Below are 20,816 nucleotides of genomic sequence, written 5' to 3'. Positions count from 1 at the left end.
AAACTAAGAGCTGCATTCGTCACGAGCGACGAATGCGGCTTTTTTCGTGTTGAAAGCAGATTCAACCAGACTTAGCTCTGATATCTTGGTTCTGACCGGTTCGGCTGACTTGAACTCATCTCGACTTCCGGCGACACTGCTGAATATCGCTGAATACAACAATTTGTCCATTCTTCAGGTACATCACAGGAAAGTCCGCCGGAAATATGTCACAACAAGTCAAACAGAATATCCTCGCCGAACTCGAACAACTTCCGCTGATCGACCCACACACGCACATCAACCCCCACTCTGCCGCCTCCACAACGCTGGCCGATATCATGGGGTATCACTACTACACTGAACTGGCGCATTCCGCCGGACTTCCCAAGTCACAAATTGAAGAGGAAGGTCTCGCTCCCAAGGAGAAAGTGGGGCGTCTCGTCGAAAAACTGGACGATCTGGACAACACCGTTCAATTAAGCTGGCTCATTGAGATCGCGCAGGAGTTCTTTGGATTCCAGGACGATAAAATCACTCTCGCCAACTGGGAAAGTCTGTACGACACCGCTCTCTCGAAAATGAACGAGGACAATTGGGAACAGCAAGTTCTCAAACAAAGCAAACTGGAACAGGTCTATCTGACAAACGATTTTGACGATCCACTCGCTGGGTTCGACACGAACCTGTACGTTCCTTGTCTCCGCACCGACGATCTCGTCTTCCATTACACCAAATCCGCAACACGCGACCGCCTCGCAAAAGCAACCGGTGTCGATGCCGGCGACGCTGGCAGCCTGAAAGACGCGATCGGTAAGCTCTTTTCCCACTTCACCAAAAATAACGCCCGTGCTTGCGCGATTTCATTACCGCCCATGTTCTCTCCACAGCAGGTGAGTGCCGCTGCCGTTGATCCGATCTTGAAGAAAGTCATCAGCGGAAGCGAACTGAGCTGTGATGAAGCGAATCAGCTGAGTTGCTTCATTTTCTGGAGTCTGGCCGAATTCTGTGCCGAGTTTAAACTTCCGTTTGACCTGATGATTGGCGTTAACCGCCGCGTATATGAAGACGGCGTCTTCCAAGGGCAAGACCTGTACGATTCGCGAACCTCACTGTTCCAATACAAAGAATTGTTCAACGCCTTCCCAACAGTCACCTTTCCCGTTTCTGTGCTGGCGCAAACGAGTAACCAGGAACTCGTCAGTTACAGTTGGATTTTCCCCAACGTGGTGACCAATGGTCACTGGTGGTATTCCAATATTCCCGCCCACATCGAGCAGGACACCCGGGCACGGCTTCAAGCGGTACCGCAATCGAAGCAAATCGGGTATTACAGCGACATGTACAAACTCGAATTCGCACTCCCAAAGTTCGCAATGTACCGACGTGTGTTGTCAAAAGTCCTGGCGAACGACTTCGTCATCGACCGAGGTTGGAGCGAAGAGCGAGCCATCAATCTTGGAAAAACGGTTCTTCGTGGGAACGTAGAACGCATCTTCGGCGGGCTATAAATTCGTAAAATCAGCGTATTGGAACCAGACATCTCTGAATTCCATGGCCAGTCAGCCGCTCGCTGGTTGAATACGCTTAAAAACCCATTTAGAATCGAGTATGAGATTCGCATTCAGTTTTTTCTGAATTACCACATCGAATGCGAATCCGTTCCGCCTGGTTCCACTCTTTAGAACTACGCCCCATTTCTGTACGAATGATGAATCATTTCGTTCCTTCGAAGGATGAGAGAGAATGAACAAGCTGACGCTCCTGGAAGGCGGTAAGGCCGTTCCATACGAGCTCTCTCGGGACGAATTGACCATCGGACGTCATCCGGAATGCGATATCTTTCTCAATTCCGACATGGTTTCCCGTCGGCATGCTCGCGTTTACACAAATGGCGGTCAGGTGTTCATCGAGGATCTGGGTAGTGGGAACGGTACCTTCATCAATGGGCAGCGGGTCAATCAACCGACCGCGATCAAGAATGAAGACCGAGTCAAAATCGGACCAATTCTGTTTCGTTTCGACTCCACTCAGGCCATGAACAAAACAGCTCCGATTCCGTTACTCTCGTCAGTTCCGGACGGCACTTTGCTGTCAATCGATTTCGATTTCACTCCTGACGATGCCGAGCAACCGACCATCATGGATACGGTCGAAAACTCCGGCACCTATATCGATTTTGATTCCCAGCCAGAAGAAAAACTGCGAGGCATCATCGAGATTAGTCGCGCTCTGGCCGGAACCGTCGATCTCGAAGTTCTTCTACCGAAGATTCTGGATGTTTTGTTTGAAGTCTTTCCCAATGCCGACCGCGGTTGCATTCTTCTTAAAGACAAACAAACCGCTCAAATGTTTCCTCGCGCGTATAAAACTCGACGTGGAAAAGATGACGAAGCCGTCCGACTCAGTAAAACAATCTTAAACAAAGTTCTGGAAGAAAAAGCGGGAATTCTCTCCGCAGACGCCTCCAGTGATTCTCGCTTCGAATCGTCCGCCTCGATTTCCGATCTGACGATCAGGTCGATGATGTGTGTCCCCATGCTCGATCTGCAAGGGAACCCCCAAGGCGTGATCAGCATCGATACTCAGAATCCGCTCCATCGTTTCAAAGGAGAAGACCTCGATCTCCTGAACGTCGTCGCCGCTCAGGCAGCGCTCTCTTATGAAAACGCGACCTTAATGGTCAGTTATATGGAGAAGAAGCGTCAGGACCGGGAAATGGATATTGCCCGTAATGTCCAGCATGCCCTTCTGCCAAAGTCCTTCCCCGAAATCAACGGTTATGAATTTTACGCGTCGTACGATTCAGCCCAGGCAGTCGGTGGCGATTACTATGATGCCATCCGGCTCTCGCCCACGAAGATTTGCTTAGCCTTCGGCGACGTTGCCGGTAAGGGTGTTCCTGCATCGTTGGTGATGTCCCGAATTTCGAGTGTCGTCGAATCTACGATGGGATTCGTTGAAGATGTACGCAAAGCGATCAAGCGGATCAATAACCTGATGTGCAGCAACGCTGTAGAAGGGCGTTTTGTCACCTTTGTCCTCCTGGTGATCGATACTAAGAAAAACACCCTGTCGCTCGCCAACGCGGGCCATATGCCACCTCTGATCAAGAAACCTGACGGTGTTCTCGAAGAGCTGGGCGAAAGTGAAGTCGGAATTCCCATCGGCGTACTGGAAGACTTTGAATACGAAGTCGTCACCCGCAAACTGGAACCAGGTGAAGTCTTCGTTATTTATACAGACGGTGTCAGCGAGGCGATGAACGCTAATAACGAACTCTACGGCATTGAACGGCTCAAGGAAACCATTCTGACATCTTCAGCAGAGCCAGTAAGCCTTGCCCAAACAATCCTGAAAGACGTCCGGACCCACGCCAACGGACGACCACAAAATGACGATATTACTTTGATGACTTTCGGTCGTGTACAAAACTGATAAATAGCTCTACACCTTCATTTTGCTTTACACTCAATAAAGATCGTCAAAACAATTCAGATGAGCGCATACAAAAAGGGAGCCGGATCAGGCTCCCTTTTTTATTTGCATGGAAACTCCAAATGGTTTCCTTGTTAATTTCTCTGCTGAATTAGCGAGAGATAATCTCAATTTCCGTTGGTTCTTCAACCCGGCGATACCCCATGGCATACAGCACTTCCAGGACTTCACTCCAGGTTGGAAACTGACGACCACTTTTTCGTTTGTAATCGTCCATCGCTTTCATGAAGTCGACTTCGTGATTCGTATAGTCGCGTTCACAAGTCGTTGGATCGATCTGTCGGCGACGTTCTCCCTTACGTCGTTCCGTCGAGCGAACTTCATCACCTTCAAATGACTCGTCTGAATCCCGCTGTTCTGGTTTAGCTCTTCGGTTCTCAACTCGACGACTGATATTGAGGGTCGCTTCCTTCTTTTTTGCGGCAGGCATGATAGTTTCCTCTGAATGCTGGGGGACGCGGAAAGGGGGATTTTCCTGACACAATTTCGTGCCTGAGGACTCGTTGCTTACAGAGAGAATATGCCCCAGAAACTCCGCGCGCGACGGATAAACAGTTCGGGAAAACAGCGAAAGTCAGTTAAGACCGGCAAAAGGTTCAGGTCGTACCGGTTGTGACGGCCATCATGCCAGTCCATCAAAGCATCGCCTGAGCAACTGTTACTTACTCCCCGAAAACCTGTAGAGCTATCTCGATCTGTTCAATATAGAACCGGGCATCATCGGAATCGACTTCCGACAACTTCTTCTTCACTTCAGCCCAATCCTGAATACCGGTCGAGTTTTCATTCGGACCCAGAATGTGGGTGATCGCAACATACCCTTCCGCCATCAGGGCCGCGTCTAGCTTATTGACTTGACGGAACAGATTAGCCGTGTTTTGAAAGCTGACCTCAGCCGATGCATAAGCCTTAGAAGCCAATTGATGCGCTCCGACCAACCATTCGGCATTCGCCAAAACCTCTTCACCACGGTTCAACTCCTTCGCCAATCGACGATTCAAACTGGCTGCATGATATCCTGCCTGCAAGACAAAGGCGTCGATCTCAATTCCAGGTTCATCCCACCCCGGCCATGTATTGGCCCCCAAGTTGTATGCGATCGTTTTTGCGAGTCCCTTCAAATGCCTGAACTGCGCAGCATCGCTTTTAGAACAACGCCCCGCTTCCCGAAGAGAGAAACGGATGCCCGCCTCTCCTAATGAGACCATCAAAGGAATGTTTTTTTCCTTAAAGTACAACCGGTGGAGCAGTTCAGAGTATCGATAGGCAACAACCAGCGGTTCTCCAGTCGTCTCAAGATAGGTGCTCGCCTCAAAGGAATCGACTGAATTGGCTAACTCCACAGTTCGATCCAGAACCTCTTTTAGTTCCTGATGTTCTGACTTCGCTGTCTGAGCATCAGCCATCGTACATACTCCCAATATTAATCCTACGACCACACAAACATTCGATAATGTACGATTGCCAACCCTGTCATAAACAGAATCCTCAAAGATAAACATCAGGAAAATCCTCATTCCGACGAATGAATTCTTAACATGGCCCTATTCACTGCCGCCATTCTCTGTTCGATTTTTTATCTATTTTCAGAAAGACAACTCGCTCCTTGCAGCTACGCATCGCCGACCGGACTCGCGAGTTCTTATGTCAATTTGAGACCAACCAGTACCTCTTCAGCCTACGAGCGGCTGTCACTATCCCTCTAAGCAGACGCAGCCATTGTAGATCCAGTACCGCGAGTCTGTCAAATCTTAAATCGTCTCCTGCCGGTCGCGACTCACTGCCGATCTTCGCCTGCTTCAGGAGTGGTCATGCCCCTCTTGATGGAAATCATCAGGTTGCTGAATCGATCAAAATCAGAACTCATTATAATGACGCCGATTTGGATTACAAAAGATTTACCAATTAGAGTACATAGTCTTGATATCTGGTAAGGATGATACCTCTCGGCTCTTACTCATACTAAACACGCCGTAGACACGTTCATTATGTGAAGTTAGTCAAGGTAATACGGGTTTTCACAACGACTGTTTAAAATCGGGCTGAGATTGGAAATGGGGACTGGAAAATGGTTCGCGCGCTGAGTTAGCATGGATGTCATGAGCAATGCAAGTACCCAAACGACATCCTGGTGCCTGATTCATCAGCAACCCGAAACTCAGGCAAGTCCATTCGGTAAAGTCTGTCCGAACTGTAAGCGAAAGCTGTACACCGGCCAGTTGGGAACTCCGAGCACGCGGTATTGGGACAGTCAACCCGGAGCTTATCGCCTCTCGGGAGAACCCTGTTTCATCTACAACATCATCTGGGACAATTTTCAGATTCGATCCCTGCAATTCGCGGAACCAGAGCGTCCTTCGGTTCCTGCTCCGTTGTTGTTAAGCGAGTTCATCCAATTGACCGAAAGTCAGCTCGATGAAGGTGACGTCCAGAACATTACGGATATTCTGAAACAGCGCGGGCTCATTCAAGACATCGTCCCTGGCGAGGCTAATGAAGAAGCGAGCTTCGACCCACCCGAACTCGATGACGATTTCGGCCTCGATCTTCCCGACTTTGATTCAAGTGACTGGGAAAAAGAATAAGCTCCGCCGGAACCACTCCCGATTTCTGATTACGCTTGAATTGCGGCCTGTAGATAGTCCCACAAGCGGTCGACTTCCTCGCGCGTCCCTTCATCAAGTTCCCACCGGTACGGCTTTCGGCGAAACGTTGTCTCGAAGATTCCCTGTCTGTGTAACAGGTACTTTTCAATCGCCAGAAAACCATCCAGTCCCGCCTGCATCTGCAATGTCGCCAACGCACAGATTGGGAAATACAGCTGGTAAGCACGACGATCGTCACCTGCTTTGAGTGCGTTCCATAAGGCGACGATCCCTGCCAGCATGTCGCATCCCGGCATGGTGCCCGTTAAGCCACGACGGTAACAGTCGATCATTAACAAACCACCGGAACCATCAAATACCTTCGCTCTGTTTCCCGTCAATTTATGAAACGCAGTCAGCTTGGGACCCAGCGGTGCCGCTTCCGGTTTAAACAGAATCTTTTCGGGACCATAACTTTCGAGCAGTCGAAGATAAAAGCTCGCGGGTATTTCCTGTCCTACATACGACGAAGCATCCTGCACGAACAGAGGCAACTCAATTCGATCCGCCAGAGTCGTGTAGTATTCCCACAAGGCGCCTTCAGGAAGGGCGCAATTGATTGGTGGAATCGCCATCACGGCAGCGCAGCCCGCCTCCACAGCGACTTCCCCATAGTAGACTGCTTCCCTCGTCGACTCTGCCCCAACGCTGGCAACCACTGGTCCGCGGCCCCGAGCAGCGACCACCATCATGACCGTCAGCTCTTCCCGTTCGCGAGGTGTTAATCGGAGAATCTCTGACACCATTGCCGAACAGACTCCTTGCGATCCGACATCGAAACAAAAATCGATCTCCTTCTGTAGACTTTCCCGATCAATCTCATCTTCAGCAGTGAAGGGGGTATGCAAAATCGGTAAGACATCTATTAGCGCGTCTGTACTCTCGGTACTTGTCATCATTTACTTTCCGTTTCTCTCACTGACCATCTCAGAATATTATTTCGCAACTTCGCCAACGGGTAACGACTGGATCATCTCTGCCACCCCCCCAATCAACTGCTCCAGCGATCCCCTTTCGAAAGGGGATTGCCATACCTGATAGATATCCTGATCGTACAACTCGACCGGGGCGAGGTAACCGATTGAACCGTTGAGCAAGTTCATACAGACAACATGCCGATCTTTGAACTGATCGCGTAGTTCTTGTTGCAGAACGGTATACCCTTCGGCCATTGTCCCCATCAATACGGCTTCACCCAGTTGCCAGCACCAGACAGGAAGTGGCCACTGATCATGGTCACCAACATACATTCGAATCTCACGTTGTCGGTATAAGCGTTCCTGCTGGAATCGGTCAGGCGAACTCTCTGCCTGTTGCGCCAGTTCATCCGCAGTCGGCCATGACTTTAGCGGTAAAGAAATTTCCTGCTTGATTGAGGTCCGGTCGGTGCGAGGCGGAATCGATTTGTATTCCCAAACGGCTAAAGGTGCCCCCGACGGCTCCACTTGCTGATACTCGTAGCGACTGGAAGGGGGATGCATATCGGCCAAGATTGCCAGTACAGAGTAACCCAGTTGACGTCCATGCCGATCAACGATCTCTAAATTCGCCGTATACTGTTCACGTGGTGCCACTTCGCCGGAAGCCCCCTGTAGGAATACCGAAAGCGCTCCCTCGGTCTCCCGTTCAACAACCTCCTGCATCGCTCCAATATAGTCAGGAGAGATTGCCCGGTTCTGCCAGGCCAGAGTTGTTGGATGGCAAGCATAATTCACGATGGTCGCCAACGGCTTTCCTGCCTCACATGTCACTCGACCAACAAGCAGGGTATCGTCCGGTTCTAATTCAGGATTGAAACCACAACTGACTTTTTCACTTGGATTTTCCCTATCGGGAAGATCACGAACTTTCGCCAGATTACAGGTCCCATAATGCCAGTCGAGAATCCCCACCTTGGAATCGGAAAGAGCCATTTTCGCAACGTCGACAATCTTGCTTTCGAGTAGAGCCAGATAATCGCCCATCATTTCGCCACCCTCAAGCGAAGCATTCGCTGGTTGCAGCGGTACAGCCGCATGCGTATGGGTTAACGCAAACCAGAAGTTCTCTTCAGGACAGCCCAGTTGCTCCAGTAGGCGGTGCTGCATCTCTCCAAAGAGCGACGCTGATTTCCACCAGCCAAGATCACCACTCACCATAATCAACGGTGGCTCTGTGCTTTCATCGTCCAACGATGATATCGTCAACGCGGTCAGATACAGGGGGCGATGTATAGAGTCGGCCGTATCAAATTTGGCAGCACCCCAGTTCCGAAGGTAAATTCCAATCGGTGGAGTGATCTCGACACGGGCGATTCCGAATCGGGCCTGGAAGCCAGCGACGCCGCAGTTCAGTTCAGGTGATGATTTCATCCTACCAGTCTCCCACGCTACCGTCGGCATAGAATTGCCGTTGAGGCAACTCCTGTTCGAACGGATGTTTTTTGATTTCTTCTTCGTTCACTTCGACTCCCAAGCCCGGTTTGTCCGACGGACGCACAGTTCGGTTCGATTCGTCAGTTACGTAACCTTCCGTCACAACATCATATCGCCACGGAACATCGTTATTTACAGACTCGCAGATAATGTAGCTTGGCTGAGAAAAACCGAACTCGATCGAAGCGGAAGTACTGATCGGCCCCTGTGGATTGTGAGGAGCGAGTGCGATCCGGTGTGACTCCGCGAGGGCCGCGATTCTTCGAGCTTCTGATAAACCACCACAATGTGTGATATCGAGTTGGCAAATTTCGCATCCGCGTTTATCGAATAGTTCTTTGAATGCTGCCAGATGCGTTAAGCGTTCGCCCGTCGCAATCGGTGTTCGCACTGCCGCGTTAATAGCCGCGAGACTATCGACTTGCTCGGGCCAGCAGGGTTCTTCGAAGAAATACAGATCATAAGGTTCCAGAGCTTTCGCAAACTGCATCCCCATCGCCGGAGAAGGGCGGGCATGGCAATCCACCATGATGTCCACGTCATCTCCGACAGCATCCTTCATTGCGGCGACGCAGGCCTCTGCAGCACGAATTGGTTTCGTACCTTCGATCGGTGCAGTTGCAGGTACGGCCATCGACTTGAATGCGGAATAGCCATTCTCCACCGCCGCCTGCGCCAAGTCTCCGAAGCGAGCCGCCTCGTCAATCGGTGTATTATAGAAGTCTTCCATTTTACCGCCGCCCAGATGGCAGTACAAACGAATGTAGTCGCGCACGGGACCACCCCACAGTCGGTGACAGGGAAGGTTCGCGACCTTGCCGAGAATATCCCACAACGCCAAATCGATACCGGCGATAGCCGTTCCCCGAACGATACCGTTGCCATGCCAGAAATGCTGCCGCCACATCATTTGCCATAGGTATTCGATTCGGGTGGGATCCTGCCCCACCAGTAATTGAGAAATATCCTCGATCGCACCCACCACGCTGCGAGTGTGCCATTCGAGTGTTGCTTCTCCCCAACCCACGAGACCGGGCTGGTCCGTGACCACTTTCACGAAGATCCAGTTCCGCATGCGGGCATGGCAAACAAGCGTTTCTATCCGTTCAATTTTCATCACAATCCCGTGATCGAGAGAGAGGGAATTTTCAATAAAGGCCGTATTTTACATTGGCCACAATACCAAGGCCAGTCTACCAACCCTAGATAAATTGCCGCCGCTTCAAAAGTGTACCCGGAAAAATCCTGCTATTACAGGAAGCCGAAGTGAACGAGGTTGAATGCGATGTCGGAGGGGTTCGCTTGCAAATCGTTCATAAAAACTCGAAGATCAAATTTGAAACTTCGTTCGCAAGATACTTTTTTCGTCAACAGGAATCTGCTCGTGATCAACCATGTAAAGCTTTTCGCTGTTCTTCTCTGCGTTCTTTTCGGATTCTCGAAGACAACGTTAGCAGGGGATTGGCCACAGATTCTGGGGCCGGATCGAAATGGGATCGCCGTTGATGAAAAGCTACCAAATCACTTTCCGCCGAACGGCCCCCTGGAAGTATGGACGCACCCTGTCGGATCCGGGTCTGCCGGTGCTGCAATTCTCGGCGATCAAGTCATCCTTTTTCATCGCCAGCAAGACGAAGAACTGGTCGAATGTTGTTCGCTTGAGTCGGGCGAAACACAATGGACCACTCGTTTTCCTACCCGTTTCCGGCCTCAGTTTGGATCTACTGACGGCCCATTGGCTGTTCCCTTGATTCAGAACGGCTCTGTCTATGTCTACGGCGCTTCAGGCATCCTCGCCGCACTCGATCTGCAATCTGGAGAAATCCGCTGGCAGAAGAACCTGATTCAGGAGTTTCGCGCTCAGGAAGGTTACTTCGGTCCCGGTTCGTGTCCTTTGATCGTGGACGATCTCATCATCATCAACGCCGGTGGATTTCGCACAGACGCGGGAGTGGTCGCCTTCAACAAAACCACGGGCGAAGTCATCTGGAAAACAACATCCGAACACGCCAGCTATTCGTCACCCGTTTTGTACGAAGCAGGGGGGAGGAAGTTCGTGCTGCTCTCTGCTCGTATGACGACGTTCCTATTGGAAGCCGACAGTGGCAAAGTTGTCGATAGCATCCCTTTTGGAAAACGTGGTCCCACTGTCAACGCCGCCAATCCGGTTTTGTCAGGGGACCATTTCCTGCTCTCGGCCAGTTACGGAGTGGGCTCGGTATGGGGGAAGATCACCCCACAGGGGCTGAAGACGGAATGGCAGGACGAATCGATTCTGGCCAGTCAATACACGACCAGTATTCCCTACCAAGGCAATCTGTTCGGCATCGACGGTCGTCAGGATGTCGGAGACCCGGTCCTGTGCTGCCTGGACCCAACCAAGCCTGAGATACGATGGAAGAAAGATGATCTCGGTTATGCGACCTTGATTCTTGCAGGAGACAAGTTGCTGCACATGAATACCAGCGGCACTCTCCTCCTTCTGGCGGCGAACGTATCGGAGTATCAACAGTTAGACGAAGCTCAACTCACTAGCGGCACCACCCGTGCCTTGCCCGCGCTCTCGCGCGGTTACTTCCTCATTCGAGATGATGAACAGTTCCTCTGTTTTAAACTGGCTGAATAAAAACTCGTAGAGTGTAAAATACAGTTTCAGTGCGATTCAGATGCTCAGCAACCCTGAAATCTTCTGATGGGTTTAATGTTTCTGTAGCACGTCTTTTACACGGAGAAGTTCTGTTTGTAATTCTCGTGAATTCCCGTCTGCGCCTGGTTCGTCAAATCCGACACGGGCCTCGCTCTTCTCCCACGACATATCAACATCCGTTCCCACCAATTCGGTCTCCTCGAACGGTAACCCGAATTCCACCAGCAAGTCTTGCACTTTATCCAGTGGGTTTTGTTTGAAATCATCTGGGAAGATGGGCGTGAGTTGTTTGGCATATTGGCGGACAAGAGAGACGTTCTCCGGCGGCACTTTCATTAAATTCTCAACTCGATTCACGCGGGTGATCCACATCGCATTTCGAAGAACGATGTGCATGTCTTCTTCGTTCTCTTCACTCAAAACGGAAAAAGAGCGTTTATCTTCTTTCAACCGATGCATCGCTCGTCCACCTTCTTCCAGAATCTGACGCAAGTCCTGATTATCACGAATCGTCGCTCGGCTGAGAGACATGCCAATCGTGTATGTAAAGCCGACGAATTGTTGCGGCGTCATGTGGGCCCGTTTCAACCGTTTCATCAACGGTTTGTTCCGCATCAGTTGTCGAACAAGAACTTCTTCATTCCAGAGTTGATCAATATATTTCTCTTCTTCCAGAACCAGGTCATGAACACTCAACGTGCGGGTTCGTTCCCAGTCCGCCGGTGGAGCATAGGCGGGAGCCAGTTCGGGTACCTTCGGAGTCGGGAGCGAATAAACAATCTTCAAGTAATCACGAATCTCAGTCGGCGTTAATTGTTCATGAACACGTTTCACCTCAATATATTCCTGTTCTGGAGCCTGGCAACCGCCGAGCAGCGTCAACAAAAACGCACTCACCATTACTAAGCTGGTAGCTCTAACAGGAATCAGGAAGAAACGTAACGCCATCGGGAAAGACCTTCAATAAAACAGAGACTTACCCGATTCATCGACGACTTTGAACAGGTTTCCTCAATCTCTCTGCTGTGAATGGCCTGTCGCGGAAGACTCTCACCGTTACCATCCCGCAAAGTGCTCCACATCTCTTGGAACCTGCTCGCTAAATCCCTGTTAACCCGTCCCGATTCGCCAGAACGGACAACCGGTACAAACAAAAAACGCCTCCCGAATACTCGGGAGGCGTTTGGTATAAGATCACGCTTTTAAAGCGAGAATCAGTTCACGGACGGAATCGTAAACGTCGAATTCAGAACCTGACGAATTCGCAGTTGAGAGTCCTGTAAATGGGCACGGCTGTAATCATCCAGCTTCAGCTTGTCGTTGCCGAGCGTTGCCGTGATTTGCTCATCCAGTTTTTGTAGATGAATACGTGCTAACGTCCTCGCCTCTTCTGGAACTTCAGAAGCGAACGAAAGTCGTTCCATGAAATCGGAAAGAGTCTCATCTGGAGTTTCAAGTCCCTGGTTCACCAGATAAATCAGTTCCTTCAACGTCTGTCGTTGAATATTCCGACGGAAGCTATCGATGTAAGGAGCGCGAATGTTGAACTCGCCTTCCGCTTCGGCAGCTTTCCATTCCGAAAAGATTCCATCCACCATTAGCTGTAAATGTTCGGAAACAGAATAGATCGCCTCTTCCGGGGCAACCTTTGTCTCATTTTCGTAAAGTCGAGAAAGGGTTAAGCCCCCGAGCAGGTGCATCAGAATTTGCTTCTGCATCACGGCAACCTGATCATGAATAGGGTAATCGAGACGATTCAAATCATTCGTTCCCCAATGTCGCCAGCGACTTGGTCCCAGATAGTTGAGTACTTTTGAATCATAGGTAGGCGAATCGAAAACGGACTCCATCAGGAGTGCCATTGCCTCTCGCTGTTTCTCTGCCTCTACCACTTTAAATGGTGGTCGTTCCGAATCCCCTTTGTGATCGCGATGAACATATATGCCACCGACGTAACGAGCGGCGAAAATAGCTGACCTCCAGTACTCACTGAAGAGCATATTAAATGCTGTCCGCACACGCTGATAGCTCTCACCATCTTCCGAAGCCCGTTCAATCACCTTGGGGATCAGGTCACTCGTCAATTTCATCTGGCGAGTCACGTATTGCAAGGGGTCTTTACCCAGGTCAAACCGGTTGGTCAACGGGTCAGAGTTGTAATAAGTTGTATCTTCGTCGGTCGCGTATTCGAGTCCTTCCTCGTGACCGCGAGCTGCAATTTTAGGAAGTTCTTTATCATCCGCATCAACTTTGTATCCATATTCGATCGCCCATTCGTCATAAGGGCCGAGGGTCGTCGTGTAATATAAACCTTGACTCTCTTTGTCCGGGGCAATGTTTGCGGGAGCATAGTCCATGACAGATGCAACAATGCCATTTTCATGACCCGCCTCTTTATTGGACAGTTCTTCCAAAGTCTTCCAGCTACTCGCCTTGAAGTTATGCCGCAATCCCAGGGTGTGACCCACTTCGTGCATAACCACTTCTTTCAATGCCTGCTCCAGAAACTCTTCCGGCAGTTCGTCCTTCTTTTCGCCTTCTTTGTCTTTGTCTTTATCTTCTTGTGCCATTAGTACGGCAGCGGCAAAGCCCATCTGTTGCTGCATACCATTGCAGTAGTAACAGGAATGATTTCCCATTTCGTGCGAATGGCTCGAAAGAGATTCCTGGTATTGACGCAGCGGCTCGAGTTTGACAGCCAGATTGTTTGGCAGAATGGTTTCCTGCCGCTGATTCCAGCGATTGACCACGCTGGGCGGTAAGTTTCTACCCATCAGTTCCCGGGCCGATTCCGCCGAGAAGAGTTCGTAACGCATTTGCCAGTATCGCAGGAAGCTGGCGTCAAAAATAATATCCGCATCAAGAATTTCACCCGTAAGCGGGTTCACACGGGAGGGGCCCATCGCAAACCCGGCTTCCGCCGTGATCCAGCGAAAGGTGTTATAGCGAACATCTTCTGGGTCCCATGTTTCATCTTCACTTTGCTGAACGACTTGAATCGCACTATCGAAACCAATCTTTTCAAATGCTTTGTTCCATTCCAGAATCCCACCTCGCACAATCGGACGCAGATGTTTGGGAATGGTTTTCTCCATATGGAAGACGATCGGCTTCTTAGGTAAAGATCGTTTCGCATCGGGAGCTTCTTTTTCCAAGTTCCAGCGATTGATGTAACGCACGAAATGACGTTCTTCGGGGTTCTTGGAAAAGTTCTTATGCACAGTCAGGAAGTAACCCACCCGATCGTCCGCTACGCGTGGTTTGTAGGATGATTTCGGCAGTTCACTGATGCTGTAATGGACATTGATCTGAACACCCCGAGCATCGGGAACTGTATCAAATTCGCGCCCGATTCCCGAATACACGGCGGCCACCTGCAATTCAACATTGTGAGGAAATGCTTTGATACTAGACCAGGTAGAACGATCCGAAGCAAATCGAAATCCGGCCCCTAACGAACGTCCAATACCCTGGTCATCACTCATGAAAATCTTGGACATGTCGACCAGGTCGCCCCCCTTTTCCGTCTCCAGAATAGGCAGGGCATACAGCACACTGTCGCTGTAAGCAAGTTTGACCGCTTCTGCCTCAGGTGTTTTCGGATCCGCTTTGAACCGGACATTGCGACGCAGGACGTGGATTTTTTCTCCGACCTTTTTAAAGCTCCAGAGAACGTCGTCTCCAAAGCCCCAACTCATACCTCCCAGAACAGCCCCTTCGCTGATCCCCCGGGCGATGGAGGTCAGGAAAAGGTAGTCCTTATTCAGGTGGGTCGATTTGAGATGCACCAGCATCTTCTCTTCGCTGTAGTAAATATCCCACATGCCGGAGACATGTTTCATCCCCTTAGCAGTGGTTAATGTCTCAAATTTTGATTTCGCTTCTTCGGCGTGAACCGTCGAGTAAGATCCCAGCAAGCAGGTTGCTGCAATCAGCATCGGTAGCATATGTCTTCGGGCAGAAATCATAGTTTGTCTCGTTTGCATTTCGATAAGTCTCGCAGGGGGATTCGCGATAGTTGATCACTTCTGTGAAACCAGAGTTTCACCCGCCACCTTGCGGAAAGACCTCGCCAGTTGTGTTGGGCGAACAGTCAAAACAGAAGTATTACGAGTTCAGGAAGGTGCCTCAGCGGGAATTCAGGTGGGGTTCACAGAGAACATAACGAGCCGCTCTATTAGTTAAGTACGCTCAGAATACTCAGAGTGACGGAATTTTCGCAGTTTTCGGTAAGTACCTACTCACCCTTATTCTGACATTTTCCCAGATCGAATTACTTATGTCGACGTCCAAACAACCTAAATTCTCTCCGTTAATGGACCTGTCGCACCGCCTTAAACGATCCGTTGCGTTTCGGCAACAGTCAATTAGCCCTGAAAGTAAGCGTTAAGGGTCGAATTCGAAGTGACAGTCAGTGCGGAGCAATATGAAGGGAACCGGAGAATCGGAGCAGGGCAAGTGAAGTTTAGAAGCCCCCGGCCCAAGATCAATCAGTCATCTCCCCTACAACGGCTGATTCCATTCTGATCAACGAGATTCGTGACGGTGATTTGCACGCACGTTCCTGTAGAGGAAATCTACAGAGAAAACTTTAAGAGAAAACAAAGTGGAATCATGTTCGCTTTCTGCTCAGACGAAGATCGTCAAGCAGGTGATATTATCTCGACTGCCACCCTCAAGCGCGGCATCGACGATATTTTCTGCGGCCCTCTGTGGATCATCGCCACTAGAGATCAGTTCCTGCAACTGATCATCACTGGCACCATCCATGACTCCATCAGAGCAGAGGAGATAGCGGTCCCCTGGTTCGAGAGACTTCTCAATCAAGTCGACCCCGTCGCCACCTTCTTTAGAACCGAGATAACGAAACAGAACATTCCGGAATCGGTGCGTTGCAGCTTCTTCAGGTTTAATAGTTCCTGCTTCCACGAGTGCCTGAGTCAGCGAATGGTCTTTCGTCAGCTGCTGCAATTTGCCGCCGCGATAGAGATAAATGCGACTATCTCCCACGCCTCCCATGTATAACCGGTCGCCCAGGTTAAGCAGGAAGACAATCGTTGTTCCCATCTTATGGTACTCGGGTTCTATCTCTCCCAGTGCCATGATTTCGAGGTTGGCGTGTTCGATCGATTTATTGACCGCTTCCCGAACCTGCTCGGCAGTCGCCGATTCGAAGGGAACTAATTGGTTTAGCTTTTTAGCAACCAGTTCTGTCGCCAGTTCGCTCGCCTTTTCACCCGCCGCCTGTCCTCCCATACCATCGCAAACCAGGAAGAATCTTTGTTGATCATCGGCAAGGCAACGATCTTCATTATTCTCTCTGAAGTTACCGGTGATACAGACAGAGCCGTGACGTATAGCGACCATAATAAATTAGAAACCTGAATCGGAGAGAGAACCGCTCTTGCTCCCACGAATGGAGAGTTGCAGAGGAGGTTTGTGATAGACAGGGGACGCCTAATAGTATCCCACGATCAACCACCAGACGAAAGAGGGTAAGTGGTGTCTGGCAAAGATCATGGTGCCCGCTATAAGCCCGATTATTATACGGAAAACAGCCTGAAACATCTATTCACATTACGAGAGAACTGTCTGCATAAAATCAGAAGTCCCCAGCACTCGGGTCGAAACAAATAACTCACCTGCCTCAAAACCTGCACAAGCGCCCACATGCATCGCCATCCCTTCCACCATTTTGAATACGCTTTCTTTCGTAGGTGGAAATTGAGTCTTATAGGCTCTTACAGATTCTAATTTCAAATCCAACGTCTCACTGATATCGACTACGAATCGACCTTCTCCCTCCGGAATGGTTAAATTTCTTAGACTAAGCGGATACCAGATCTGACGTGTAATGGTATGCACAGGTAAATGGTCAAACTGATCATCCCATTTCGTCAATCGAGAATAGAACACGGCCGCGTCTGTCAGGTTTGCCGCCTCCAAATGGTCAGGAGAGGCCAGAGGAGTTTTGCCTGCAATTCCAAGAACCACTTTCGGCCGATATCTTCGGAAAATCTTAGCCAGCTCTACACGGCCTTCATAATCGTCGAACAATTTACGATTGGAGAGATTCAATGTTTCCCTGACAGTGACTCCCAGAATTCGAGCTGCCTCTTGTGCTTCCGCCAGGCGAACGTCGGGACTGGGGCTGCCGGGAGTCGGTTCACCATCCGTCAGATCAACAATACCCACTCGATATCCTTGTTGGATCAATCGGGCAAGAGTCCCCCCGCAGGCAATTTCGACATCATCGGGATGAGCTCCGACGGCGATCAGATCCAACGGTTCAGGCAGTTCGACGGACATACTAATTCCTCGTTCCTTGCAGAATGTGAAAAGTGAAGCGTCTCGATGTTATTTCACAGGACACGAAACCCGGGCGCAATCTCGGGTAAGAAATAAGTGTAGCGAAATCCAAACGAAAAATACTGTTAAAAAGTCATTTTCCCTTTGGCGATGAAGCGACTTATGAAATCAGTTCGCTCTATTCCACTTCAGTTTCACTGACCTGGTTATCTGCTTTACAAATGACATCGTAGGAAGAACGGGCGTCGTCCGCTTGCCGAAGTTCTTCAAGCAATCCGGGAAGTTGCAGGATACGCCCCAAACGAGCCAGAACCTGCAAGTGAGTCCGTGAATCGCGACAGAGAATCAGAAAGAACAGATCCGTCATCTGCCGCTTGGGAGCCCCGAAAGGAATGCCAGTAAATGTGCGACCGTAGGCAATCAGGGGTTCGCCAATACTCTCAGGAAGAGGATTACGCGGGTGAGGAAAAGCGACACCATTTTCAACCGCAGTAGAAAAGGTTTCTTCACGTTCGCGGACCGCTTTGAGAACCGACGCCGGCTCCCAGATTTGGTAAGTCCGGCCCGCCAGTTCCACCAGCGACTCCAACACTGAAACACGCGTTCTCGCCTGCAATGGGACTTCAATTGTATCCAAAGTAAGCAGACTACTGACAGGAACGTCGGCGTCAACATCTTCATCCTCAGAACGATGTGTCGACTCTAGAATTGCCAGCTCGCGGTCGGTGTAAGCATGCATTTCCTGCTCCAACCACTGGGTAATTTCCGACGTATGGAACTGCCAGTCATCACCCATTTTGCGACCGGGGATTCGTCCCCGATTTGCCAGCTTCAGAATCTCCCTGCTGTCGCGACCAAGTTGACGCGCGAGTTCATCTAATGTGTACCAGTCGTGTTCCATGGATGGTAATTGTGCAGGGTTGGATAGAGGGCAGGGGAGTGTATCAGCGGAAGAGTTTTACTTACGGAAGGTAAGTTGCTCTCCGTTTTAGCATCGTTCTTGCAGCGAACGATGAAGTCAGGAAGGAATTCAATCGTACCACAAGCCGAACTGAAAAACACCCCTGTGACGATTTTACCGCCGATTTAGCACAAAGCCATCTGCTACGAATCCACCAATAAACGAGGGTTCATATCAACACGGATTGAGCAAACAATTCCCGGCAACCTGACAGCATTTCCCGGTACTCTTTCAGTGACCATTGGTTGGTCGTATTGAGTTGAAACTCGAAGAATCCATCATACCCATGCTGAGTATATTGATTGAGAATCTCTTCCAGAGGCAGACTGGAATCCTCATCAGATGAACTCGGCGATACGAGCTCAGAACTGTCCGCATCGCAAACAACCTGCATACGGACGAGTTTAGTATGTGGTGCTACAGATTCCGCATGACCGAGCAGTATCTCGGAGTTCTGCAACTGTCCGGCATCAATACCAAGACCGATATTAGGACGATTGCATTTCAGAATAATCTGCATGGCGTCATCGATAGAATTAAGGCAAGTCCATCGACCAGCTTTACTGTTAACCATGGGCACCACAGCCAGTTCAATATTTCGTTCTCCAGCGAAATCAGAGACTTGCTTCAGACCATCACAAATCAGGCGGTTGGTATGATTTCGCGTGTGGCCATAACGAGCACCAGTGGCTACCAGCACACAGCTTGCACCCGCTGCAGAGGCAAGCTGGACGACGTCACACGAATCTGCGATGGCCTCGTCATGGGAATAACCATGAGAGCCCGTAAAACCACCCGCCCAGGCGATTGAGGACACCTGCATCTGGAACTGGAGTAGCAGCCCCAAATTTTGTTGATCGCAGAACTCGGCTAAACGAGGACGATACAATCCGACCGTCTGAATATTGGCCTGTTTTAAAGCAGCCAACTCCTGCTCCAAAGAGCACTGATGGTTGTATACCTGACTGATCGCCAGGCGATTTAATTGGGATTCATCATGAATGGGCTGCGGTTGATTGAATTCACGGGAACGATAGTCAATTGATTTGATCTCACCAGGGGGATTTGGTTCGCTCACTGAATAACTTTCAGGCTGAAAAGGAGACGATAGGAAACTCCGAATATTGAACACGATTCGGAGCAACCGATAGAGAAGGGCACTTCAAAAAGGTACTACCAGTTTGTCTCTTTCCATCAAACAGTCAGTTAAGAGAAGCAGACTCAACTAACCCATCTGACGGAAGATGCTTTCCTTAGAAAACATCTTTAGCCTGTCGAGATTTTCACACTCGGATCGTCTGCCACATTTGCCCAGACGTGTACGTGGGGGGCACCGCGGAAGTGCCATACAAAAGCGGGGCCTTCCAAGCGCCAGTTGTCCCACACCTGATCATTGCCGATATCGCCGGGTTGATAGAATGTCAGCCGACAATTCTCCAATCCACCTTGAGCCTTCAGACAAGTCAGCACTTCTGCCTGATCGGTTTGACGATAAGGCTCGACGAGCGACTTCAAAACCAATTCCATATGCTCCTGTTGGTCCGCAGACATTTCAGAAACACGCAGTCCAGGAATTTCCTCTTCCGCTTTTCGGAAGTGAACTTGATCTTCAGCAGGAAGCTCTTGTTTCAGAGCGACGGCCCGCTGTTTGCCATCCAGCATTTCATATAATCTATTCGCTTTAATTCCCTGTTCCCAGAACACATTGTCCGGGTGATCCGCAGGTTCGTTGAATTCACCATGAGGGTCATGTCCATAGAAAATTGGGCCACCGAAGGCTACATTTTCCGTCGTGTTGCCATCACAGCGAACCGTCAAATGGCGTCCGGCGAAAACGAATTCGAATTTATCAGCTGCGGGGTCACCAAATAACGCAATGGAATGCTCTTCGCCGAATCCACCGCAGTCGTCATTCATTTCCTGACGAATTTTGCCACGCCATTCAGGGCTATAAATGTTGAAGACGATTGCTTCAATCATTTCCTGCTGGTCTTTAGTGTAGAAATCGGAGCGGACAAGTTTGTCGGTGATTTGCCAGTTGTTAGCGACTCGCAGTCGCAACGGGCTACCATCTTTCAGGTGATTCCAGTCAAAGCAAATGGAAGATTTTTGTTCGGGAGTAAATGACTCGTACAGTTTCGCAACGAGTTTTTCAGACTCAACCTGAGGAATTTGCTTGGTGGAGGTCTCTTCGGCAAGAGTAATGACGTTCGGCAGCAGGGAGGCAGCTGCGCCTACTCCTAATGTTTTGACGAAATCACGGCGGGAAAAGCGATTAAAACACAATTCGTTCTCATTCTCTCGTGGAGCGATTGATTTCGAATTCTTTTTAAAAGTCATGTTCAATATCCTTCCTTGTCGGG

16 protein-coding genes are annotated in these 20,816 nt (G+C 49.9%); 4 read left to right on the top strand and 12 right to left on the bottom strand.

Going from position 1 to position 20,816, the window contains the following annotated elements:
* Nucleotides 1-206 precede the first annotated feature (206 nt).
* Both Pla110_RS08265 and Pla110_RS08260 read left to right on the top strand, forming a co-directional pair.
* Nucleotides 207-1,490, top strand: coding sequence for a glucuronate isomerase (locus Pla110_RS08265; RefSeq protein ID WP_144995034.1), 1,284 nt, complete (start codon nucleotides 207-209; stop codon nucleotides 1,488-1,490).
* Between the two features lie 235 nt (nucleotides 1,491-1,725).
* On the top strand, nucleotides 1,726-3,417 hold the full coding sequence (locus Pla110_RS08260) for a SpoIIE family protein phosphatase (protein WP_144995032.1): 1,692 nt from the start codon (nucleotides 1,726-1,728) through the stop codon (nucleotides 3,415-3,417).
* 151 nt (nucleotides 3,418-3,568) lie between these two features.
* On the opposite strand, the gene Pla110_RS08255 is transcribed toward Pla110_RS08260, so the two are convergent.
* Entirely contained in the window at nucleotides 3,569-3,907 is a 339-nt protein-coding gene (locus Pla110_RS08255; protein WP_144995030.1) for a hypothetical protein, read from the bottom strand.
* Between the two features lie 232 nt (nucleotides 3,908-4,139).
* Nucleotides 4,140-4,883: a hypothetical protein gene (locus Pla110_RS08250; protein ID WP_144995028.1), complete on the bottom strand. Its 744-nt coding sequence runs from the start codon at nucleotides 4,881-4,883 to the stop codon at nucleotides 4,140-4,142.
* Nucleotides 4,884-5,576: 693 nt separating this feature from the next.
* Here Pla110_RS08250 and Pla110_RS08245 point away from each other — a divergent pair.
* A complete protein-coding gene (locus tag Pla110_RS08245; RefSeq protein ID WP_144995026.1) occupies nucleotides 5,577-6,062 on the top strand; it encodes a hypothetical protein in 486 nt (161 codons plus the stop codon).
* Between the two features lie 29 nt (nucleotides 6,063-6,091).
* Here Pla110_RS08245 and Pla110_RS08240 read toward each other — a convergent pair whose 3' ends face one another.
* From Pla110_RS08240 to dgoD, 3 genes are read right to left on the bottom strand one after another with little or no spacing between them, the layout of a single operon-like run.
* A complete protein-coding gene (locus Pla110_RS08240; protein WP_231742954.1) occupies nucleotides 6,092-7,021 on the bottom strand; it encodes a dihydrodipicolinate synthase family protein in 930 nt (309 codons plus the stop codon).
* A 36-nt stretch (nucleotides 7,022-7,057) separates the two neighbouring features.
* Entirely contained in the window at nucleotides 7,058-8,473 is a 1,416-nt protein-coding gene (locus Pla110_RS08235; RefSeq protein ID WP_197440589.1) for an alkaline ceramidase, read from the bottom strand.
* Between the two features lies 1 nt (nucleotide 8,474).
* Nucleotides 8,475-9,653 (bottom strand): galactonate dehydratase, encoded by a 1,179-nt coding sequence (gene dgoD / locus Pla110_RS08230; RefSeq protein WP_144995024.1) that lies wholly within the window; start codon nucleotides 9,651-9,653, stop codon nucleotides 8,475-8,477.
* A gap of 267 nt (nucleotides 9,654-9,920) precedes the next feature.
* On the opposite strand from dgoD, the gene Pla110_RS08225 reads away from it, so the two are divergent.
* Nucleotides 9,921-11,162, top strand: a complete 1,242-nt coding sequence (locus tag Pla110_RS08225; RefSeq protein WP_197440588.1) for an outer membrane protein assembly factor BamB family protein — start codon at nucleotides 9,921-9,923, stop codon at nucleotides 11,160-11,162.
* Between the two features lie 72 nt (nucleotides 11,163-11,234).
* Here the strand turns inward: Pla110_RS08225 and Pla110_RS08220 are convergent, their stop codons facing one another.
* From Pla110_RS08220 to Pla110_RS08190, 7 genes are all read right to left on the bottom strand, one after another.
* On the bottom strand, nucleotides 11,235-12,131 hold the full coding sequence (locus tag Pla110_RS08220) for a hypothetical protein (RefSeq protein ID WP_144995020.1): 897 nt from the start codon (nucleotides 12,129-12,131) through the stop codon (nucleotides 11,235-11,237).
* 266 nt (nucleotides 12,132-12,397) lie between these two features.
* Nucleotides 12,398-15,151 (bottom strand): zinc-dependent metalloprotease, encoded by a 2,754-nt coding sequence (locus tag Pla110_RS22600; RefSeq protein ID WP_197440587.1) that lies wholly within the window; start codon nucleotides 15,149-15,151, stop codon nucleotides 12,398-12,400.
* Nucleotides 15,152-15,812: 661 nt separating this feature from the next.
* Nucleotides 15,813-16,550, bottom strand: a complete 738-nt coding sequence (locus Pla110_RS08210) for a PP2C family protein-serine/threonine phosphatase (protein ID WP_144995018.1) — start codon at nucleotides 16,548-16,550, stop codon at nucleotides 15,813-15,815.
* 210 nt (nucleotides 16,551-16,760) lie between these two features.
* Nucleotides 16,761-17,492: a PIG-L family deacetylase gene (locus Pla110_RS08205; RefSeq protein WP_144995016.1), complete on the bottom strand. Its 732-nt coding sequence runs from the start codon at nucleotides 17,490-17,492 to the stop codon at nucleotides 16,761-16,763.
* 178 nt (nucleotides 17,493-17,670) lie between these two features.
* Complete coding sequence (locus Pla110_RS08200) at nucleotides 17,671-18,393, bottom strand: PTS sugar transporter subunit IIA (RefSeq protein WP_144995014.1); 723 nt, start codon at nucleotides 18,391-18,393, stop codon at nucleotides 17,671-17,673.
* 229 nt (nucleotides 18,394-18,622) lie between these two features.
* Nucleotides 18,623-19,531, bottom strand: a complete 909-nt coding sequence (locus tag Pla110_RS08195) for a sugar phosphate isomerase/epimerase family protein (protein WP_144995012.1) — start codon at nucleotides 19,529-19,531, stop codon at nucleotides 18,623-18,625.
* 188 nt (nucleotides 19,532-19,719) lie between these two features.
* On the bottom strand, nucleotides 19,720-20,793 hold the full coding sequence (locus tag Pla110_RS08190; protein ID WP_144995010.1) for a DUF3500 domain-containing protein: 1,074 nt from the start codon (nucleotides 20,791-20,793) through the stop codon (nucleotides 19,720-19,722).
* Between the last annotated feature and the right edge of the window lie 23 nt (nucleotides 20,794-20,816).

This window comes from Polystyrenella longa (genome assembly GCF_007750395.1).
GTDB classification, from domain to species: Bacteria; Planctomycetota; Planctomycetia; order Planctomycetales; family Planctomycetaceae; genus Polystyrenella; species Polystyrenella longa.
Note: the sequence above shows the minus strand (reverse complement) of the source record. Positions and strands in the feature narration are given on the sequence as shown.

Coding starts and splice junctions, on each gene's coding strand:
- Pla110_RS08190 (WP_144995010.1), bottom strand. CDS start 20,793: ATGACTTTTAAAAAGAATTCGAAATCAATCGCTCCACGAGAGAATGAG.
- Pla110_RS08260 (WP_144995032.1), top strand. CDS start 1,726: ATGAACAAGCTGACGCTCCTGGAAGGCGGTAAGGCCGTTCCATACGAG.
- dgoD (WP_144995024.1), bottom strand. CDS start 9,653: ATGAAAATTGAACGGATAGAAACGCTTGTTTGCCATGCCCGCATGCGG.
- Pla110_RS08250 (WP_144995028.1), bottom strand. CDS start 4,883: ATGGCTGATGCTCAGACAGCGAAGTCAGAACATCAGGAACTAAAAGAG.
- Pla110_RS08205 (WP_144995016.1), bottom strand. CDS start 17,492: ATGTCCGTCGAACTGCCTGAACCGTTGGATCTGATCGCCGTCGGAGCT.
- Pla110_RS08265 (WP_144995034.1), top strand. CDS start 207: ATGTCACAACAAGTCAAACAGAATATCCTCGCCGAACTCGAACAACTT.
- Pla110_RS08235 (WP_197440589.1), bottom strand. CDS start 8,473: ATGAAATCATCACCTGAACTGAACTGCGGCGTCGCTGGCTTCCAGGCC.
- Pla110_RS08240 (WP_231742954.1), bottom strand. CDS start 7,021: ATGATGACAAGTACCGAGAGTACAGACGCGCTAATAGATGTCTTACCG.
- Pla110_RS08200 (WP_144995014.1), bottom strand. CDS start 18,393: ATGGAACACGACTGGTACACATTAGATGAACTCGCGCGTCAACTTGGT.
- Pla110_RS08255 (WP_144995030.1), bottom strand. CDS start 3,907: ATGCCTGCCGCAAAAAAGAAGGAAGCGACCCTCAATATCAGTCGTCGA.
- Pla110_RS22600 (WP_197440587.1), bottom strand. CDS start 15,151: ATGATTTCTGCCCGAAGACATATGCTACCGATGCTGATTGCAGCAACC.
- Pla110_RS08210 (WP_144995018.1), bottom strand. CDS start 16,550: ATGGTCGCTATACGTCACGGCTCTGTCTGTATCACCGGTAACTTCAGA.
- Pla110_RS08245 (WP_144995026.1), top strand. CDS start 5,577: ATGAGCAATGCAAGTACCCAAACGACATCCTGGTGCCTGATTCATCAG.
- Pla110_RS08220 (WP_144995020.1), bottom strand. CDS start 12,131: ATGGCGTTACGTTTCTTCCTGATTCCTGTTAGAGCTACCAGCTTAGTA.